Origin of the sequence: Empedobacter sp. UBA6745 (genome assembly GCF_002453775.1) — a bacterium.
Classification (GTDB): Bacteria; Bacteroidota; Bacteroidia; order Flavobacteriales; family Weeksellaceae; genus Empedobacter; species Empedobacter falsenii_C.
In genome coordinates, this window is sequence record NZ_DKHL01000004.1 from 1 (window position 1) to 17,234 (window position 17,234).

The 17,234-nt window shown below is 31.9% G+C and carries 13 protein-coding genes and 2 riboswitches; of the genes, 8 read left to right on the forward strand and 5 right to left on the reverse strand.

The window, feature by feature from the left end; genetic code table 11:
• Positions 1–364: 364 nt before the first annotated feature.
• The 6 genes from B4H69_RS01545 (at position 365) to B4H69_RS01570 (ending at position 8,042) form a co-directional block, all read left to right on the forward strand.
• A complete protein-coding gene (locus B4H69_RS01545; RefSeq protein ID WP_286474506.1) occupies positions 365–808 on the forward strand; it encodes a cytochrome c oxidase assembly factor Coa1 family protein in 444 nt (147 codons plus the stop codon).
• A 74-nt stretch (positions 809–882) separates the two neighbouring features.
• A riboswitch (cobalamin riboswitch) is annotated at positions 883–1,069 on the forward strand.
• A 99-nt stretch (positions 1,070–1,168) separates the two neighbouring features.
• Positions 1,169–3,166: a TonB-dependent receptor gene (locus B4H69_RS01550; RefSeq protein WP_291075626.1), complete on the forward strand. Its 1,998-nt coding sequence runs from the start codon at positions 1,169–1,171 to the stop codon at positions 3,164–3,166.
• On the forward strand, positions 3,163–4,299 hold the full coding sequence (locus B4H69_RS01555; RefSeq protein WP_291092502.1) for a YncE family protein: 1,137 nt from the start codon (positions 3,163–3,165) through the stop codon (positions 4,297–4,299). The genes B4H69_RS01550 and B4H69_RS01555 overlap by 4 nt, the downstream gene beginning before the upstream one ends.
• A 9-nt stretch (positions 4,300–4,308) precedes the next feature.
• Entirely contained in the window at positions 4,309–5,472 is a 1,164-nt protein-coding gene (locus tag B4H69_RS01560) for a PKD-like domain-containing protein (protein ID WP_291092504.1), read from the forward strand.
• Between the two features lie 76 nt (positions 5,473–5,548).
• Positions 5,549–6,415, forward strand: coding sequence for a DUF4465 domain-containing protein (locus B4H69_RS01565; protein WP_260392520.1), 867 nt, complete (start codon positions 5,549–5,551; stop codon positions 6,413–6,415).
• A 73-nt stretch (positions 6,416–6,488) separates the two neighbouring features.
• Positions 6,489–8,042 (forward strand): DUF5074 domain-containing protein, encoded by a 1,554-nt coding sequence (locus B4H69_RS01570; RefSeq protein ID WP_115002224.1) that lies wholly within the window; start codon positions 6,489–6,491, stop codon positions 8,040–8,042.
• A gap of 54 nt (positions 8,043–8,096) precedes the next feature.
• On the opposite strand, the gene B4H69_RS01575 is transcribed toward B4H69_RS01570, so the two are convergent.
• On the reverse strand, positions 8,097–8,558 hold the full coding sequence (locus B4H69_RS01575) for an Lrp/AsnC family transcriptional regulator (RefSeq protein WP_038336827.1): 462 nt from the start codon (positions 8,556–8,558) through the stop codon (positions 8,097–8,099).
• Positions 8,559–8,667: 109 nt separating this feature from the next.
• Positions 8,668–8,803, forward strand: a riboswitch (cobalamin riboswitch).
• An 86-nt stretch (positions 8,804–8,889) separates the two neighbouring features.
• Here B4H69_RS01575 and metE point away from each other — a divergent pair.
• A complete protein-coding gene (gene metE, locus B4H69_RS01580) occupies positions 8,890–11,211 on the forward strand; it encodes a 5-methyltetrahydropteroyltriglutamate--homocysteine S-methyltransferase (protein WP_115002225.1) in 2,322 nt (773 codons plus the stop codon).
• A gap of 88 nt (positions 11,212–11,299) precedes the next feature.
• On the opposite strand, the gene B4H69_RS01585 is transcribed toward metE, so the two are convergent.
• The 3 genes from B4H69_RS01585 to B4H69_RS01595 form a co-directional block, all read right to left on the reverse strand.
• Positions 11,300–12,241, reverse strand: a complete 942-nt coding sequence (locus tag B4H69_RS01585; RefSeq protein WP_115002227.1) for a hypothetical protein — start codon at positions 12,239–12,241, stop codon at positions 11,300–11,302.
• A 7-nt stretch (positions 12,242–12,248) separates the two neighbouring features.
• Positions 12,249–12,941, reverse strand: coding sequence for a hypothetical protein (locus B4H69_RS01590; protein WP_115002229.1), 693 nt, complete (start codon positions 12,939–12,941; stop codon positions 12,249–12,251).
• A 72-nt stretch (positions 12,942–13,013) separates the two neighbouring features.
• Positions 13,014–13,550, reverse strand: a complete 537-nt coding sequence (locus B4H69_RS01595; RefSeq protein WP_038336824.1) for a GNAT family N-acetyltransferase — start codon at positions 13,548–13,550, stop codon at positions 13,014–13,016.
• Positions 13,551–13,636: 86 nt separating this feature from the next.
• Here B4H69_RS01595 and yiaA point away from each other — a divergent pair, with 86 nt between their 5' ends.
• Positions 13,637–14,026, forward strand: coding sequence for an inner membrane protein YiaA (gene yiaA, locus B4H69_RS01600; RefSeq protein WP_038336823.1), 390 nt, complete (start codon positions 13,637–13,639; stop codon positions 14,024–14,026).
• Between the two features lie 254 nt (positions 14,027–14,280).
• On the opposite strand, the gene leuS is transcribed toward yiaA, so the two are convergent.
• Positions 14,281–17,136, reverse strand: coding sequence for a leucine--tRNA ligase (gene leuS / locus B4H69_RS01605; protein ID WP_115002230.1), 2,856 nt, complete (start codon positions 17,134–17,136; stop codon positions 14,281–14,283).
• Positions 17,137–17,234 lie beyond the last annotated feature (98 nt).

Here is a 17,234-nt window from a genome sequence, read left to right on the forward strand (position 1 = left end):
TTATTTTCTTGAGGCTTTTTTTATGTTTATACTTTTTTGTATAATGTACAAGTAAAATGTATTAAGTAAAATGTAAGCTTTACTTCAACGCATCTCAAAACTATGCTTTATAAAACAACAAGCTTCTAGTCAGTTAATAAGAGGCTTCCTTTTTACAACTAACTTAGAACTCGAAAACACCTCTATAATCCTCTCAAGGGGATATTTTGCTTAGATTTTTATTCTCTAAGCCTTAAATCTTGCGTCTTATAACTTAAGATTCTTCATTTCGCTAAGTTCCAAGTAACAGTATTATTTTTGTTTATAATTTAAATTTAACAAGCGAACGCCCAAATTTATTATCTTTACTCAAAACCTAAACATTATGGAAGAAAATCAATTTGATAATCAATTGTTACCAAAGGAAAGTTGGTTTAAACGCAATTGGAAATGGGTAGTGCCTGTTGGCTGTTTATCGTTTGTCATTTTATTTTTTGGATTGTTAATTGGAGGCGCTTTTTGGGGTTTTAGTAAGTTAACATCTGATAGTGATGTGACGAAACATGCAATCAATATTATCAATCAAAATCCTGAAGTTCAGCAAAAATTGGGTACGGATGTTAAAACGAATGGAATATTTAGTGGAAATATTTCTGTATCGAATAATACTGGAGAAGCTAATATTTCTGTTCCAATAAAAGGGACAAAAGGTTCTGGAACTGCAATTATTGTTGGAGAGAAAGAATTTGATAAATGGAATTATGAAAAGATCGCTGTTCAGGTTGATGAAACTGGAGAAGTAATTGAAATAAATAAAGTAAAAGAGTAAGCTAACGAATGAGTTAGCTTTTTTTGTTTTACATTATTGATAAAGATTTAATTGTTTATTCAAAATAATAATTTTACTTTTGATTAACATTTGGTGCGAACTTAATCGTTCGGTAACAGGGAATCAGGTGAAAATCCTGAACAGACCCGCTGCTGTAAGCTCCATATTTTTTTTAGATACATAGATCCACTGTTCATAAAATGGGAAGGATTTCTAAAAAAGGAGTAAGTCAGAAGACCTACCAAAATGATAAATGTTGAATGCTTTCGGGGACTAAAGCGTGAAGTTCAAATTTTGGATAGGTTCGTCCTTTCAATACTTCTTCATACACTCTCGTTAGCAACAATTGATTATTGCTAAATGAGAAATCTGAAAACTATAATTATTTGTTGCAGCTTGATTTTGCTTTCATGTCGCATAGCCTCTGCGCAAATTATTCATGATAGTATTTTAGAGCTTCAGCAAGTTAATATCTTAAAGAATAATGCAAAAGCCGTTGTTCCTGTTCAGGAATTGAAGGGAGAGCAACTAGAGGCTTTAAATAGCCATTCTGTGGCTGATGCTGTTCGTTTTTTTGCAGGTGTGCAAATCAAAGATTACGGTGGAGTTGGAGGTTTAAAAACTATTGATGTTCGTGGGATGGGATCTCAACATGTTGCAGTTTTTTATGATGGAATTCAATTGGGAAATGCACAGAATGGAATTGTCGATTTAGGGAAATTTTCTTTAGACGATATGGAAGTGATTTCTTTATATAATGGTCAAAAAAGTAATATTTTTCAATCGGCGAAAGATTATGCTTCTGCTTCAGCTATTTATCTTCAAACCAAAAAACCTGTTTTTATTGGTGATAAAAAAACAAATGCTACACTTCGTTATAAGCTAGGTTCGATTCAATTAATCAATCCTTCTATTCGTATTGAACAAAAAATTACGGATAGATTATCAGCTGTTTTGAGTGCTGAATATGTTAAAACTAATGGTGTATATAAATTCCGTTATCAACGCAAAAATTTGGATGGAACAACTGCATACGATACAGTTTTGAAACGTAGAGATGGACAAGTTGATGCGAAACGTTTGGAATTAGGATTGATCGGAAAAGGAAATCAATCGAATTGGAATGTAAAAGGATATTTATATGATTCTGATCGTGGAATTCCTGCCGCAATTGTTCGTGGTCGATTTGATGGACGCGGACAAACTTTGGTTGATCGAAATTATTTTGTTCAAGGAAAATATGAAAAACGATTCAGAAATTTTCAATCGAAGATAAACGCAAAATTTGCTTACGATTTCACCCATTATACAGATACAGTTTCGACCGTAAAAACAGAAAATAAGTACACACAACGCGAGTTTTATGTGTCTTGGGCAAATCTTTATTCGATTACAGATAATTGGGATGTGAATGTTGCAACAGATTATCAGTTTAATAATATGGGAGCTGATTTAAAGAATTTTTCTTTTCCTACTCGTCATACAAATCTTGTTGCGTTCGCGTCTACTTATCGTCTTGGACGTTTGAGTTTACAAGGAAGTTTATTAGGAACTTTTGTAAAAGAATCAGTAGAAATGAACACAAGTGCTCCAGATAAAAATGTATGGACGCCAACAATTATCGCCAATTATCAACCATTCAAATCTCATGATTTTAATGTCAGAGCATTTTACAAACGTATTTTTAGAATGCCAACGTTCAACGATTTGTATTATACAAATATTGGTTATTCTAATCTTCGACCAGAATATTCAACGCAATATAATGTTGGTTTTACCTATTCAAAATCAACTCCAAATTTTTTCAAAAATATTACAATTCAAGCCGATGCTTTTTACAATGAAGTAACTGATAAAATTGTTGCTGCGCCTTCGGGAAGCCTGTTTCGTTTTACGATGTTGAATTTGGATGAAGTTAGAATAAAAGGGTTGGATGTTAAAATTCGATCAACATTCCAACTAGGAGAAATAGAAGTTTCACCAATGCTTAACTATGGTTTTTTGCAAGCGTTGGATTATTCGAATTCGAAGAAAAGTTACTACAAAAATCAAATTCCATATACACCAAAACATAGTGGCTCTTTTGTGTTAGCTGCTTCTTATAAAACGTGGAATTTTAATTACAGTTTTATTTATGTGGGCGAACGTTACAATGTTCATCAAGATAATATTAAAATAAATCGTCTTAATCCTTGGTTTACAAATGATTTAGGAATACATAAAGAATTTAGGTTGAATCAAAATTTGTTCAAAGTTTCTTTTGAATTAAATAATATTTTGAATCAGCAATATGATGTGGTTTTAAATTATCCAATGCCAGGAAGACAATTCAAACTAATACTAAGCGCAAACTTATGAGAAATTTCAAACAATTATTCGTCTGTTTTTTTACAGCAATCACTTTTTATGCTTGTCAACAAGATACTTATTTGATTGAGAAAGAAGAAGAAGGTGTAACTGATCCCGAAAAAACAGATGTCGTTGGTTTTTATTTGCTAAACGAAGGAAATATGGGAAGCAATATGGCTACGGTAGATTATATGGACTTTACAACAGGAACTTATAATCGAAACATATATGCAACCGTAAATCCTACTATGGTAAAGGAATTGGGTGATGTTGGGAATGATATAAAAATTTATGGAAATAAATTATATGCGGTTATCAATGTATCAAACTTTATCGAAGTAATGGATGCAAGAACAGCCAAACATTTGGGAACAATTCCTTTAGAAAATGGTCGTTACATCACGTTTGCAAATGGTAAAGCGTATGCATCTTCGTATGCTGGTCCTGTTACAATCGATCCGAAAGCACCTTTAGGAAAAGTGGTCGAAATTGATACGATTAATTTATCGGTTACGCGACAAGTGACCGTAGGTTATCAGCCAGAAGAATTAGAAGTTGTTGGGAACAATTTGTATGTAGCAAACTCAGGAGGTTATCGAGTTCCTGAGTATGATAAAACAGTTTCAGTGATTGATTTATCAACATTTAAAGAAACTAAAAAAATTGATGTTGAAGTAAACCTTCATCGTTTAAAAAAAGATGCAGATGGCGATTTATATGTGACTTCTCGTGGTGATTATTACAACGTTCCATCAAATTTATATGTGTTGGATAGTAAAACGCATCAAATCAAAAAGAAATTTGATATTCCTGTTTCTAACTTTACAATTGTTGATAACAAACTCTATTATTATTCAAACGAATTTAGTTACACAACTTTCGAATACACAAAAACTTATGGTGTAATTGATACCAAAACAGAACAAGTTATCAACAAAACATTGGTCAATGATCCTGTTATTAATGAAATCGAAACGCCTTACGGAATTGCTGTAAATCCTCAAACCAAAGATCTTTTTCTAACCGATGTCGGAAATTATGTTTCGATGGGTTACATCTATTGTTTTGATAAAAATGGTGCTTTTAAATGGAAAACTGCTGCTGGAAATATTCCTGCTCACTTTGCTTTTGTCTATAAATAAAATTTACATATGAAATATTCTAAAATCTTACTAACCGCACTAAGTTTTGCTTTAATACAAAGCTGTAGTGATGATGAAAACATTATCGAGACTAATCCTGATAATGCTACTTTACAAGTATCTTATGATGCAGCACGTTTAAAAATTGTTTCAATTGAACCAACTGTTTCTGGTTTCGAAAATGCAACATATACATGGAAACTTGGCAATGAAATTATTGGTAATGAGAAAACCTTAGGTTTTGTTTCTGATAAAGTTGGTGCTTATGATTTAACATTAGAAATTACTTCAGGAGTAACTTCTAAAACGATAAAAACAAAGGTTAATGTTACACAAGAATTATCTACTTACAGTAAATATATTTCTCAAGTCTTTGATTATTTGCCAGCAGTTGGACAATTCACAAATGCTTTACCAGCTTATGTAACAGGAGAAACTCAAGCTGATATGACAGCCAAAGCTGCTAAGGCTTTAGTAGGAGAAAAATCTACAATGATTACACTTGGAGGTTACGGAGGATATGTGGTATTTGGTTTTGACCATACGATTATGAACCAACCAAACAAACGCGATTTTAAAGTTTTAGGAAATGGTTTTGCTGGATCTTCTGAACCTGGAATTGTGATGGTTGCATATGATAAAAATAAAAATGGAAAACCAGATGACGACGAATGGTACGAAATTGCAGGAAGTGAGTACACGAATCCAAATACAATAAAAAATTACACTATAACGTATACTAAGCCAGACGAAAATAAAACGCCTGTAAAAGGTACTATTGGATGGCAAACAGATATTGAGTATATAAAATGGTCTGATAATCAAGGAAATTCAGGTTATAAAACTAAAAACAGTTATCATAAGCAATCATATTATCCATTGTGGTTTGGTTCGGATCAGTTAAAATTTACAGGTACACTTTTGGAAAGCAATTATACAGAGAAAAATGGTATTTGGACTGGTAAACAATATGCTTATGGTTATGTAGATAATGCACCAAATAATAGCGAAGATTCAAACATTGATATCGATTGGGCTGTTGATAAAAATGGTAATCCAGTTAAGTTAATGGGAATCGATTTTATCAAAGTTTACACAGCAACAAATCAAGAAGCAGGTTGGTTAGGCGAAATCTCAACAGAAGTTGCAGGAGCTTACGATTTACATCTATAATTAACACTAAATATTTTTTATAAACCGTCGAGTTGTTACGATGATGAGACGGTTTTTTTACAATTATTTCATCAATATGAAGACTATAAATTTACAATTTGCAAAAAAACTTTTTTTTAATCTATTAATCATCGCGTCATCTATCACATTTTTGTCATCATGTAATGATGATGATTATAAAAATGAGGTAGTTGAGTTAAAAAAATACCAAACATTAGATGTTTCTAAGTTCGATCTTTCGAAAGGAATTTCAACTTCTGGAGGTAAAATTTGGGAAGGAACATATAAAGAAGATACAGATTTAATTTTAGGAATTTTCAAACTAAAGCATACTGCTTGGCCCGAATATTTAACATGGATGGGATTCACGGTTTCTAATAGTAATGATAATTCTGATCAAATAAAGAATGAAGGAGGTTGGTTAGATAATCAATGGGGAACTATGGCAAAAGGAGGAGCAAATGGACAAGGAACACCTTTTTTGGTTTCTTTTGCAGATCATAAACCATCAGAAAAAGTTTTGAAATATGGAGAAGAAGTTAAGATTGACAGATTTTCTAGTGTAGTAGAAATTTTGGATATGGCGAATAAATATAAAGCCAAAAGTGTAAAATTAGCGATTAGTCCTTGGTCTTACTATGGAATTATGAACGGAGATGCTTATGCAAGAAAATTTGAAAAAGGAGATTATTTCGCTATTCATATTTATGGAGTTTCGGCTAATAAGCAATTAACAACAGAAAAACCTGTGACACATTACTTTGTTGATTTCAGAAATGGAGTAAATAACATTTCAACAACTTGGCAAGATGTTGATCTTTCGTCTTTAGGAGAAGTCAAGTATTTAATGTTTTTCTTAGAAACAACCGATGTAGGAAATTGGGGAGCAAATACAGCATTATACTTTACAATGGATAAATTAAAAGTAGAAAAAATTCAATAAATCTCATTTCTAAATATTTTTATCCGAGACTATCATTCATGGATGATGGTTTCGGATTTCTAAAAAACAATACATGAAAAAAATTTTACTTTCGGTTTTTACAATTGCTGCATTTCAAACAAGTTTTGCACAAACAAAAGAATACACAAACGGCGTTTTTATTGTGAATGAAGATTGGTTTGGTCATTCAAATGGCTCAATCAATTTTATCAATGCAAATGATTCGATTGATTATAATGTTTATAAAACAGTTAATCCTGGTGAAGAATTTGGTGTAACTTCTCAATATGGAACAATATATGGCGATAATTTTTACATTGTTTCGAAACAAGGAAATCGTTTAGTTGTTGCAGATTCGAAAACATTACAGAAAAAAGCAAGTTTCGAAACAATTGGTGCTGATGGTAGAAGTTTTCTTGGGATTAATAGTAAAAAAGGTTATATAGGATCTGCAAAAGGAATTTATCTTTTTGATATTGAGAATTTAAAAATTGGTTCTCTGATTGATGGAACTTCTAAAGTTGGTCAAGTAGGAAATATGATTCGTACATCTAAATTTGTTTTTGCTGTTTCAAGTACTGGAGGAATTTTAGTTATCGACCCAAAAACACATCAAATAAAACAAACGATTGCTGGAAGTTTTATTTCAGTTGTGCAATCTAAAGATGGAAATGTATGGGGAGCTTTATCTAAAAAATTAGTCAAAATAAATCCTACGACTTTAGAAACTACAGAAATTGCTATTCCTACGAAAACAGTTCCAACTCCTTCTGCTTGGAATGCTGGTACTTTTTGTTCTTCAATACAAGATAATACTATTTATTTTCTATCAGGAATCAATGTTGTGAAATACGATGTAACAAACAATAAATTTGAAGAAAGTTTTATAGAAATTCCTGGTCAAGATACGACACCAAAGGAAACATATTATGGAGCAGGTTTAAGGATTGATCCGTTGACAAACGAACTAGTATTAACTACTATTGGTTCAGGTTGGGGAACTAATTCACAAATTAATTTTGTTCATAGATTTTCTGATAATGGAAGTCTTAAAAAATCTGTGAAATTAAGTGAATATTATTGGTTTCCTTCAATACCAGTTTTTCCAGATAATGCAGCACCAATTATTAATGATTTAGAGACGACTTATCATATCAATACAGCAACAACAATTGATTTGAAAGATAAAGTTTCTGATTTAGATAATTTATCAGCAGCAATTGTAAAAGATTTAGAAATCATTGAAAATGATGATGTAGCAGAAATTTCGATTAATGATAAGGAAGAATTAGTAATTAATCCATTAAAAAATGGAACAGCTAAAATCAAAATTTCTTTCAATTCGAATGGAAAAGTTGTTTCACAAAACATCACAATTTCATCAACTGTTTTAGGAACAAGTGATCTAAATAAATCATCAATTAATGTTTATCCAAATCCTGTTAGCAATGTATTGTTTATCGAAACAAATGAAGCTTCAAAAGCTGAAATTTTCGCTATTACAGGAGCTAAAATGACAGAGAAAACACTTCAAAAAGGGAAAAATCAATTAGATGTTTCTTCTTTACCAAAAGGTGTTTACATCATAAAAATTAACAATTCTACTTTCAAAGTAATCAAAAAGTAGTGTGTTATTTATTTGTGGAAAAAAGGTTGAGCATTGCTCGACCTTTTGTTTTTATTAAATATTTATTCCATACGTATTTTTTATTTCGGCCATCACAAAAGAGCTGTGCGTACTTCCGATGCTTTCTAAAGCGCCCAATTTATTGAAAACAAAATCTTGATATTGCTTCATATCCAAAACTTGTACTTTTAAGATAAAATCATATTCGCCCGAAATATTATAACATTCCACCACTTCATCAATCAACAAAATATCTTCTACAAGTTTATTCCCAATCGTGCGATCATGTTGTTTTAGCTTGATGCTGCAAAAAACCATAAAGCCTTTGTTCAGCTTTTCTGCATCCAAAACCGCTCTATAATTTTTGATATAACCTTGTTGTTCCAACCTTTTTATACGTTCAAAAACGGGTGAAGGAGATAAATTAACTAAAGCAGCAATTGCTTTTACTGTCAATTTCGAATCTTTTTGTAGAATTCTTAATAATTCTAAATCGGTTTGATCTAATGTTTCCATCCAAATAATATTCTTTTCAACACGATATTTTATCGTTGTTTAAGTGTTTTGTTTTGTAAAATTAGTCATAATAAGTAGTATAATCTTATTTTTTCAAGTTTTACAATCGTTTATTTTGTCTTGTTACATTTGTGAAGAAATAAACAACAAATTATTGGGGAATCGTGTGAGAATCACGAGCTGTCGCGCAACTGTAAGTAATGCAAATTACAAGTCAGATTACCAATAGAAACAAAAGATGATACTTTCGCGATTTGAAGTCTGTCTGTCAAAATAGGTTTACTATTTATCAACTCGCGTTTGTGTTTTTGAACATTAAAAAACAATCAAAATGCAAACACAAATTTTAGGTTATCCAAGAATTGGCGCTAACCGTGAACTAAAAAAAGCCTGCGAAAATTATTGGGCAGGTAAAATTGAACTACAAGCTTTATTGCAAACAAGCCGTACAATTACCAAACAAAATTGGGCATTGCAACAAGCTGCCGGAATTGATTTAATTCCGTGTAATGACTTTTCTTTTTACGATCAAGTTTTAGATTTTACGTTATCAGTTGGCGCAATTCCAGAGCGTTTCAATACAGTTGCTTTAAATAAAAAGAATACTGAATTAGACTTATATTTTGCGATGGCAAGAGGCTATCAAAAAGATAATTTAGATATTACAGCGATGGAAATGACAAAATGGTTTGATACCAATTACCATTATATCGTTCCAGAATTTGTAAAAAATCAAGAATTTAAATATTTCTCAAACTTAATTGTAAATGAATTTATCGCTGCCAAAAAAGAAGGTTTTAATCCAAAAACTGTTTTAATTGGACCGATTACGTATTTATTATTAGGAAAAGAAAAAGAAGAAGGATTTGATCGAATTGATTTAATTCAGAATTTATTGCCAGTTTACTTTGAAATTATTCATGATTTAATCAATCATGGAGCAAATACAATTCAGTTCGACGAACCTTTTTTAGCTTTAGATTTAGACGAAAAATCGAAAACGGCTTATCAAGAAGTTTACAAAAAAATAAGAAAAGAATTTCCTCAACTTACGATTCAGGTCGCAACTTATTTTGATGGATTGAAAGATAATACAGCTTTAGCAATCAATTTACCAATTGATATTTTGCATCTTGATTTGGTTCGAGACGAAAATCAACTTGATGAAATATTGAATCAAGCTCCTTCTCAATTAAAACTTTCTTTAGGTTTAGTTGATGGTAGAAATATTTGGAAAAATGATTTTCAAAAATCACTTTCAACGATAGAAAAAGTTGTGAACAAAATTGGAGAAAAACGAGTTATTATTTCAACATCTTGTTCATTATTACATTCACCTTGTGATTTAGATTTAGAAACAAACGAAAAAAATCTTCCGACTACAATTAAAGATTGGTTTGCATTTGCGAAGCAAAAATTAGAAGAAGTTGCTTTCTTAAAAAATTATTTTTCAAACCCGAATGACGAAAAATTGATTCAACAATATGAAGCGAATCAATTCTCTATTAATAATAGAAAAAATTCTCAATTAATTCATCAAACTCAAGTTAAAGAACGAGTAAATGCAATAAAAGATGAAGATTATAATCGTGCAAATAGTTTTGGAAACCGAAAAATTGTGCAACAAAATGTATTGAATCTTCCTCCTTTTCCTACGACAACAATCGGCTCTTTTCCACAAACGCAAGAGGTGAGAAGTTGGCGTGCGAAGTATAAAAAAGGGGAATTATCTGCCGAAGAATATGATACTTTATTGAAACAAGAAACGAAGCGTACGATAGAATGGCAAGAAGAAATTGGCATTGATGTTTTGGTGCATGGTGAATATGAGCGCAACGATATGGTGGAATATTTTGGTGAAAAATTAGCCGGATTTGTTTTCTCTAAAAATGGTTGGGTTCAGAGTTATGGAACGCGTTGTGTAAAACCGCCGATTATTTTTGGTGATGTTTATCGCCCAGTTCCAATGACGGTTTATTGGTCACAATATGCACAATCTATCACAGAACAAAAAGTAAAAGGAATGTTGACTGGTCCAGTTACGATTTTACAATGGTCTTTTGTTCGCGATGATCAGCCAAGATCTACGACGTGTAAACAAATTGCATTGGCGATTCGAGATGAAGTTTCGGATTTAGAAAAAGCTGGAATTAAAATTATTCAGATTGATGAGCCTGCAATTCGAGAAGGTTTACCATTAAGAAAAGATGAATGGCAAAATTATTTGAAATGGGCTGTTGATTCGTTTAAATTAGCCTCAAGTAATGTTGATAATTCTACGCAAATTCATACGCATATGTGTTATTCAGAATTCAACGATATTATTCAAAATATTGCTGATTTAGATGCGGATGTCATTACAATTGAATGTTCGAGAAGTCAGATGGAATTATTAAATGCTTTTTCAGATTTCAATTATCCAAATGATATTGGACCTGGAGTTTATGATATTCACTCGCCTCGCGTTCCGTCGAAAGAGGAAATGGTTGATTTGATAGAGAAAGCGGCAAAAGTTATTCCAGCAGATCAATTATGGGTAAATCCTGATTGCGGACTAAAAACGCGTCATTGGGAAGAAACCGAAAAAGCATTAATCGAAATGGTTGCGGCGACAAAAGAATTAAGAAAAATATATACGCCAAAAGCGATTTAAGCTTAACATCCTACTTTAATGACTTAATAAGTAGTGTTGTGTTATTTATTTGTGAAGAAAGGTTGAGCATTGCTCAACCTTTTGTGTTTTAATAATAATTTATCGTTCGTTTTACAACATATTTCAATTCTCCATTGATTGAAATAGAAGCTTTTATCCAATTATTTTTCGAATCATATTCATACGAAACTTGATAAGAAGTTAAAACAGTTTGTCCATTTCGGAAGGATTGTTTTTTGAAGTTTACAATTTCATTTTTCGAATCAAAATCAGCTTGATAAGCTAACGTTTTATTGGCGTCAAATGATTGTAATTTTGAAATGTTTCCATTCTCAAAAAACATTATTTTGCTCGAATTTCCAGCAATTTCTTCCTGAAAAATAGGTGTTTCTTTATCATAAATATAATACGATTTTCGCCCTTTTTTTCCATCAAAAGAAGTCATTTCATCCAAAACCAATAAACCATTTTTGTTATATGTCAAATTATTCTCACTAATCGTAGAACCTTCCACTTTTGTCGTGATTTTATCCAACTTATTCGAATAATTAAAAATCGTTTCATAACTCGATTTTGACGATTTCCCTTCAATATTTTCTGTCAAGTTTATCAACCGATTTTTATTGTCATAAACAAAGGTTTTGTCGGAAGCAATTCGTTTTGGATCTTCACCATTGTTAATAACTGTATTTGTCTGTTTATCAATAAAATTTGAGTTATTGTAGTCGTAATTAACATAGTTATAAACAGCTAATTTTCCTTGATAATCCAAATAATTTGTTCGCTTTGTTAACAATCCTTTTTGATTAAATTCTAACGAAATTTGATTGTAAAATTCATTCTCCAAAAAAGGTAAAGTTGTGGTATTTCCTTTTGCATCTGTTGCAGTTGAAGTCACTTTTTCAACCTTTCCTTTCAGATTAAAATCAGCTAAAGTTGTTTTAACTTCATAATCATTTGTCGAAATTTTTTGTGCAAAATTAGCTTGTGATGCAGCCAAACAAATTGTCGTTAAAATTATTTTTTTCATGTTTTGTTTAAAATTGATAAGCGATCTTAAAGTTAAGATTTAAATTGAAATCTGTAGAAGAACCTTCTTTTTTATAATGATTTTCTAAACCGCCCATAAAATCATCAAAAATTCGAGTATCAACACTTTCTAAATTTGTAACATTCGAATATTTTACATTTCTATTTTTTACACCCAAACCAACTTTTGGAATAAAAACTAATCCTTTATGAGTTGGAATAAAAATATTGTAATTGATATTCAATCCATATTTTATTCGTTTATAATCGGCTTCGTCATACGAATATAAATACGAAAAATTTTGAGCATCATTTCGGTAATATTCACCATTTTCAAGATGATCGGTGTGATGAATATAGAAAAACTCGGAAGAAATAAGATGTTTTACTCGTCTGTTTTCGCTTAGATTGATAAAAAATTCTGGTCGAATCTCAAAAAGTTGATAATCTTCGTTGATTTTATATTTTGGTTTGTGGCTAACAGGAATGCTATGATAACTTCCGTAGCCAATTTCAGAGCCAATCCAATAACGCTCGTTCAGTTTATAGATGTATCCAAAAGTCCATCTTGGAGGCGATAAAGCTGCTGAAAGAACGCTAAAAGTGATGACATTTTTGCGTTCATCGTTTGATTTTTCTTGTGCAGAAATCAATTGTCCAAAACCAATGACGAATAAAAAAAGTAAAAAATTCTTTTTCATATAAATAGTGTTTAAAAGAAAGAGAATCATTTACTTAAAAGGTTGCGTGAACCAAGATTATTTTGAAGTTAATTATTTCTTCAATTCATACCAAAAGCAATCCAAATCCCACATGTCCAGATGAAAAGTTTCAGTGACTTCGAAACCTATTTTTTCTAAAACATTTCTTGATGCTGCATTTTCTGTATGTGTTATGGCATTTAGTTTAAAATCAATCATATTTTCGTTATAAAAATCCATGCAAGCTTTCGCAGCTTCTGTTGCATAACCTTTTCCCCAAGTTTCTTTACGGTAACGATAGCCAAAATCTAAGAAATCAAATCGATTATTCATCGCCTCTTTTTCGGTCATGTATTTAAAACCAGTCCAACCAATCATTTTTCCCGATTCTTTCTCTATAACAGCCACTCGTCCATGTCCAAGTTCGTTGTATTGAATCAATAAGTTTTCGATGATTTCTCTTGTTTCATCAATCGTTTTAATTGGTTGATTTTTCAGAAATGTATGCACTTCTGGTTGAGAATCCATCTCATAAAAATCCTGCAAATCATCCATCGTAATTGGACGAATTATTAAACGCTCCGTTTCTAAAGTTGGTAAATATTTCATATTTATTGAGTTAAGAATAATCTTTATTGTAAATCAGATTAAATTATTTTTATATTTACAGCTAATCTATTACTAAAATACATAAAATGAAACAACAAAAAGTATCTAATGCTTTTATAGCAGCTTCTTGGATTGCTTTAGGCTCGGGAATGATTGGATATATTATTGGATTGACGCGCGCCGAAATGGAATTAAACGAGAAAGGTTATTACTTTACCGTTCTTTTATTTGGACTTTTCGCAGTAGTATCTTTGCAAAAAGCTGTTCGAGATCGATTGGAACAAATCCCTGTAACCGATATTTATTACGGAATTTGTTGGTTTGGAACTATTGCTTCAATCACGCTTTTAATCATAGGTCTTTGGAATGCAACAATCTTACCTTCGGAGAAAGGTTTCTATGCATTTGCTTTTTTATTGGCAATTTTTGGGGCTATTGCTGTGCAAAAAAATACAAGGGACAATATGGCTAATTAATATGTTTTGGGCGTTCCCTACGGGCGGGCTTTTCGTTACAATCTTTGCTATTCAGCAAAGGATTTTCACTACAATCCCTAACGCAAAATAAAAGTAAAAGCCTCGCAATTGCGAGGCTTTTACTTTTATTTTTGAAACCGTCAATTCGAGTGAAATTCTGAAAGAATTTAGTATCGAGAATAAGGTTTTAAAATTCTGTTCTCGATACAATTTTTATACATTTCATTTCTAAAAATCACTCGAACTGACGAATTTTATCCAACGATATTAATGATTTTTCCAGGAACAATAATAATGTTTTTCGGTGTACGATCACCCAATTGTTTGATGGTACGTTCGTCATTCATTACAATTTCTTGAATTTCATCTTTTGACAACGATAAAGGTAATTCTAACAAGAATTTCATTTTACCATTGAATGAAACTGGATATTCTTTTGCATCTGCAACTAACCATTTTTCTTCGAAAACAGGAAAATCTGCATGCGCAATTGATGTTTCATGACCTAATTTTGACCATAATTCTTCTGCAATATGCGGTGCATAAGGCGAAATAATAATTGCCAAAGGCTCTAAAATTGCACGTTTAGTTGTTTTTAATTTTCCTAATTCATTTGCTGCAATCATAAAAGTAGAAACCGATGTATTAAAAGAGAAATTGTTTACATCTTCGTCCACCTTTTTGATGGTTTGATGCAACACTTTCATTTCTTCTTTTGTTGGCTCATCTTCTGAAACGAAGAATGTTTCTTCTGCTCCTGAATGATACAATCTCCAGAATTTTTTCAAGAATGAATAAACGCCAGATAAACCTTGTGTATTCCATGGTTTAGATTGCTCAACTGGACCTAAAAACATTTCGTATAAACGTAAAGAATCTGCTCCATATTGATTACAAATATCATCAGGATTTAAAACATTGTAATAAGATTTTGACATCTTTTCAACCTCGCGTCCTGTGATGTATTTACCATCCTCTAAGATAAATTCTGCATTAGCAAAATCTTCTCTCCAAGTTTTGAATTTTTCTGTATCTAATTCGTCGCCTCCATCTTTTAACAACTTAACATCAATACGGATTGGAGTTGTTTCATGCTGATCTTTCAAAGATTTGGAAACAAAAGTATTTGTTCCATTAATTCTATATGCATAAGCGGTCATTCCCAAAATCATTCCTTGGTTAATCAGTTTTTTTGCATATTCATCTGTAGGAACGAATCCTTTATCAAACAAGAATTTTTGCCAAAAACGAGAATACAACAAGTGACCAGTCGCGTGCTCAGATCCACCCATGTACAAATCTACATTTTGCCAATAATCAACCGCTTCTTTTGATACAAACTCGTTGTCATTTTTTGCATCCATGTAACGTAACCAATACCAAGAAGAACCTGCCCAACCTGGCATAGTGTTCAATTCGATAGGGAAAATTGTTTCATTGTTGATTAAACTATTGTCTACAACTTGATTAGTTGTTGTATCAAAAGCCCATTTTGTTGCACGCCCTAATGGTGGCTCACCTTCAGATGTTGGTAAATATTCGTCCACTTCAGGTAAAATAATTGGTAAAGCTTCTGTAGGAATTGTGTAAGGCATCCCGTCCTTGAAGTAAACAGGAACCGGTTCTCCCCAATATCTTTGACGAGAGAAAACAGCTTCGCGTAAACGGAAGTTTGTTTTTCCTTGTCCAAAACTTTTTTCTTCTAAAGCTTCAATCGCTTTTGCAACCGCTTGTTTATAATCTAATCCGTTTAAGAAATCAGAATCTTGTAATTCGAATCCACCTTTTTCTGTAAAAGCAGCTTCAGAAATATCTTGATTTTTGAAAATATTAATAATTGGTAAATTGAAATGATTTGCAAAAGCAAAATCACGTTCATCACCAGCAGGAACAGCCATTACAGCTCCAGTTCCATAAGAAGCCAATACGTAATCACCAATCCAAATCGGAATTTGTTTTCCTGTAAATGGATGAATGGCGTAAGCCCCGGTAAATTCTCCTGTAATATTTTTAGCATCCGCTAAACGATCACGTTCAGAACGTTTTGAAGTATAATCGACATAAGCATCAACTTTTGCTTTGTTTTCTGCTGTTGTAATTTGAGAAACTAAAGGATGCTCTGGCGCTAATGTTACATAAGAAACACCAAAAACAGTATCAGGACGAGTAGTAAAAACTTCAATTTTGTCATCGTTTCCTACAACATCAAAAAAGATTGATGCACCTTGCGATTTACCAATCCAATTTTTTTGAGATTCTTTGATCGGATCTGGCCAATCTAATTTATCTAAACCAGTTAATAAACGATCAGCGTAAGCCGTGATACGCATCATCCATTGTGTCATTTTTTTGCGCACAACAGGGAATCCTCCACGTTCAGATAATCCGTTAATTACTTCGTCATTCGCTAAAACAGTTCCTAAATCTGGACACCAGTTTACTTCTGCTTCTGCTAAGAAAGTTAAACGATATTTTAATAAAATTGCTTGTTGTTCTTTTTCAGAATAGGCATTCCATTGCTCTGCCGTAAAGATTTCAATATCATCATCTGCCACAGCATTTACATTTGCATTACCTTCAGTTTTGAATGTTTCAACTAATTTTGAAATGGATTCAGCTTTATCGGTTGAATTATCATAATATGAATCAAATAATTGATTGAAAATCCATTGTGTCCATTTATAATATTCAGGTTCTGAAGTTCTGATTTCACGATCCCAATCGTATCCCAAACCAATTTTTTTCATTTGGTTCTCGTAACCAGCAATCACATTTCCTTGTTTATCAACACCACCTTCGATATTCGTTGTTGTTGTAATCGCAGGATGTTGACCAGTTTGGATAGCATATTGTTCCGCAGGCAAACCAAAAGAATCGTAACCCATTGGGTGTAAAACGTTGAAACCCTTTAATTTTTTGTATCGAGAATATATATCAGACGCAATGTATCCAAGTGGATGACCTACGTGTAATCCTGCTCCAGAAGGATAAGGAAACATATCTAATACGTAAAATTTAGGTTTTTCTGATTGATTTTCAGCTTTGAACGTCTTGTCTTCAATCCAAAATTTTTGCCATTTTGGTTCGATTTCATTCGGATTATATTGCATTATTGGAAGTTATATTAAAATTAAATTTATGCAAATTTACATTTTTTATGTATCTTTTAGGATAGAATGGCGATATTTGTACATTAACAATCAACAAC

What these genes read in the sequence shown, in the direction of transcription:
- B4H69_RS01585 (WP_115002227.1), bottom strand. Translation starts at nt 12,241, where the DNA reads ATGAAAAAAATAATTTTAACGACAATTTGTTTGGCTGCATCACAAGCT.
- B4H69_RS01590 (WP_115002229.1), bottom strand. Translation starts at nt 12,941, where the DNA reads ATGAAAAAGAATTTTTTACTTTTTTTATTCGTCATTGGTTTTGGACAA.
- yiaA (WP_038336823.1), top strand. Translation starts at nt 13,637, where the DNA reads ATGAAACAACAAAAAGTATCTAATGCTTTTATAGCAGCTTCTTGGATT.
- metE (WP_115002225.1), top strand. Translation starts at nt 8,890, where the DNA reads ATGCAAACACAAATTTTAGGTTATCCAAGAATTGGCGCTAACCGTGAA.
- B4H69_RS01575 (WP_038336827.1), bottom strand. Translation starts at nt 8,558, where the DNA reads ATGGAAACATTAGATCAAACCGATTTAGAATTATTAAGAATTCTACAA.
- B4H69_RS01595 (WP_038336824.1), bottom strand. Translation starts at nt 13,550, where the DNA reads ATGAAATATTTACCAACTTTAGAAACGGAGCGTTTAATAATTCGTCCA.
- B4H69_RS01550 (WP_291075626.1), top strand. Translation starts at nt 1,169, where the DNA reads ATGAGAAATCTGAAAACTATAATTATTTGTTGCAGCTTGATTTTGCTT.
- B4H69_RS01565 (WP_260392520.1), top strand. Translation starts at nt 5,549, where the DNA reads ATGAAGACTATAAATTTACAATTTGCAAAAAAACTTTTTTTTAATCTA.
- B4H69_RS01545 (WP_286474506.1), top strand. Translation starts at nt 365, where the DNA reads ATGGAAGAAAATCAATTTGATAATCAATTGTTACCAAAGGAAAGTTGG.
- B4H69_RS01560 (WP_291092504.1), top strand. Translation starts at nt 4,309, where the DNA reads ATGAAATATTCTAAAATCTTACTAACCGCACTAAGTTTTGCTTTAATA.
- B4H69_RS01570 (WP_115002224.1), top strand. Translation starts at nt 6,489, where the DNA reads ATGAAAAAAATTTTACTTTCGGTTTTTACAATTGCTGCATTTCAAACA.
- B4H69_RS01555 (WP_291092502.1), top strand. Translation starts at nt 3,163, where the DNA reads ATGAGAAATTTCAAACAATTATTCGTCTGTTTTTTTACAGCAATCACT.
- leuS (WP_115002230.1), bottom strand. Translation starts at nt 17,136, where the DNA reads ATGCAATATAATCCGAATGAAATCGAACCAAAATGGCAAAAATTTTGG.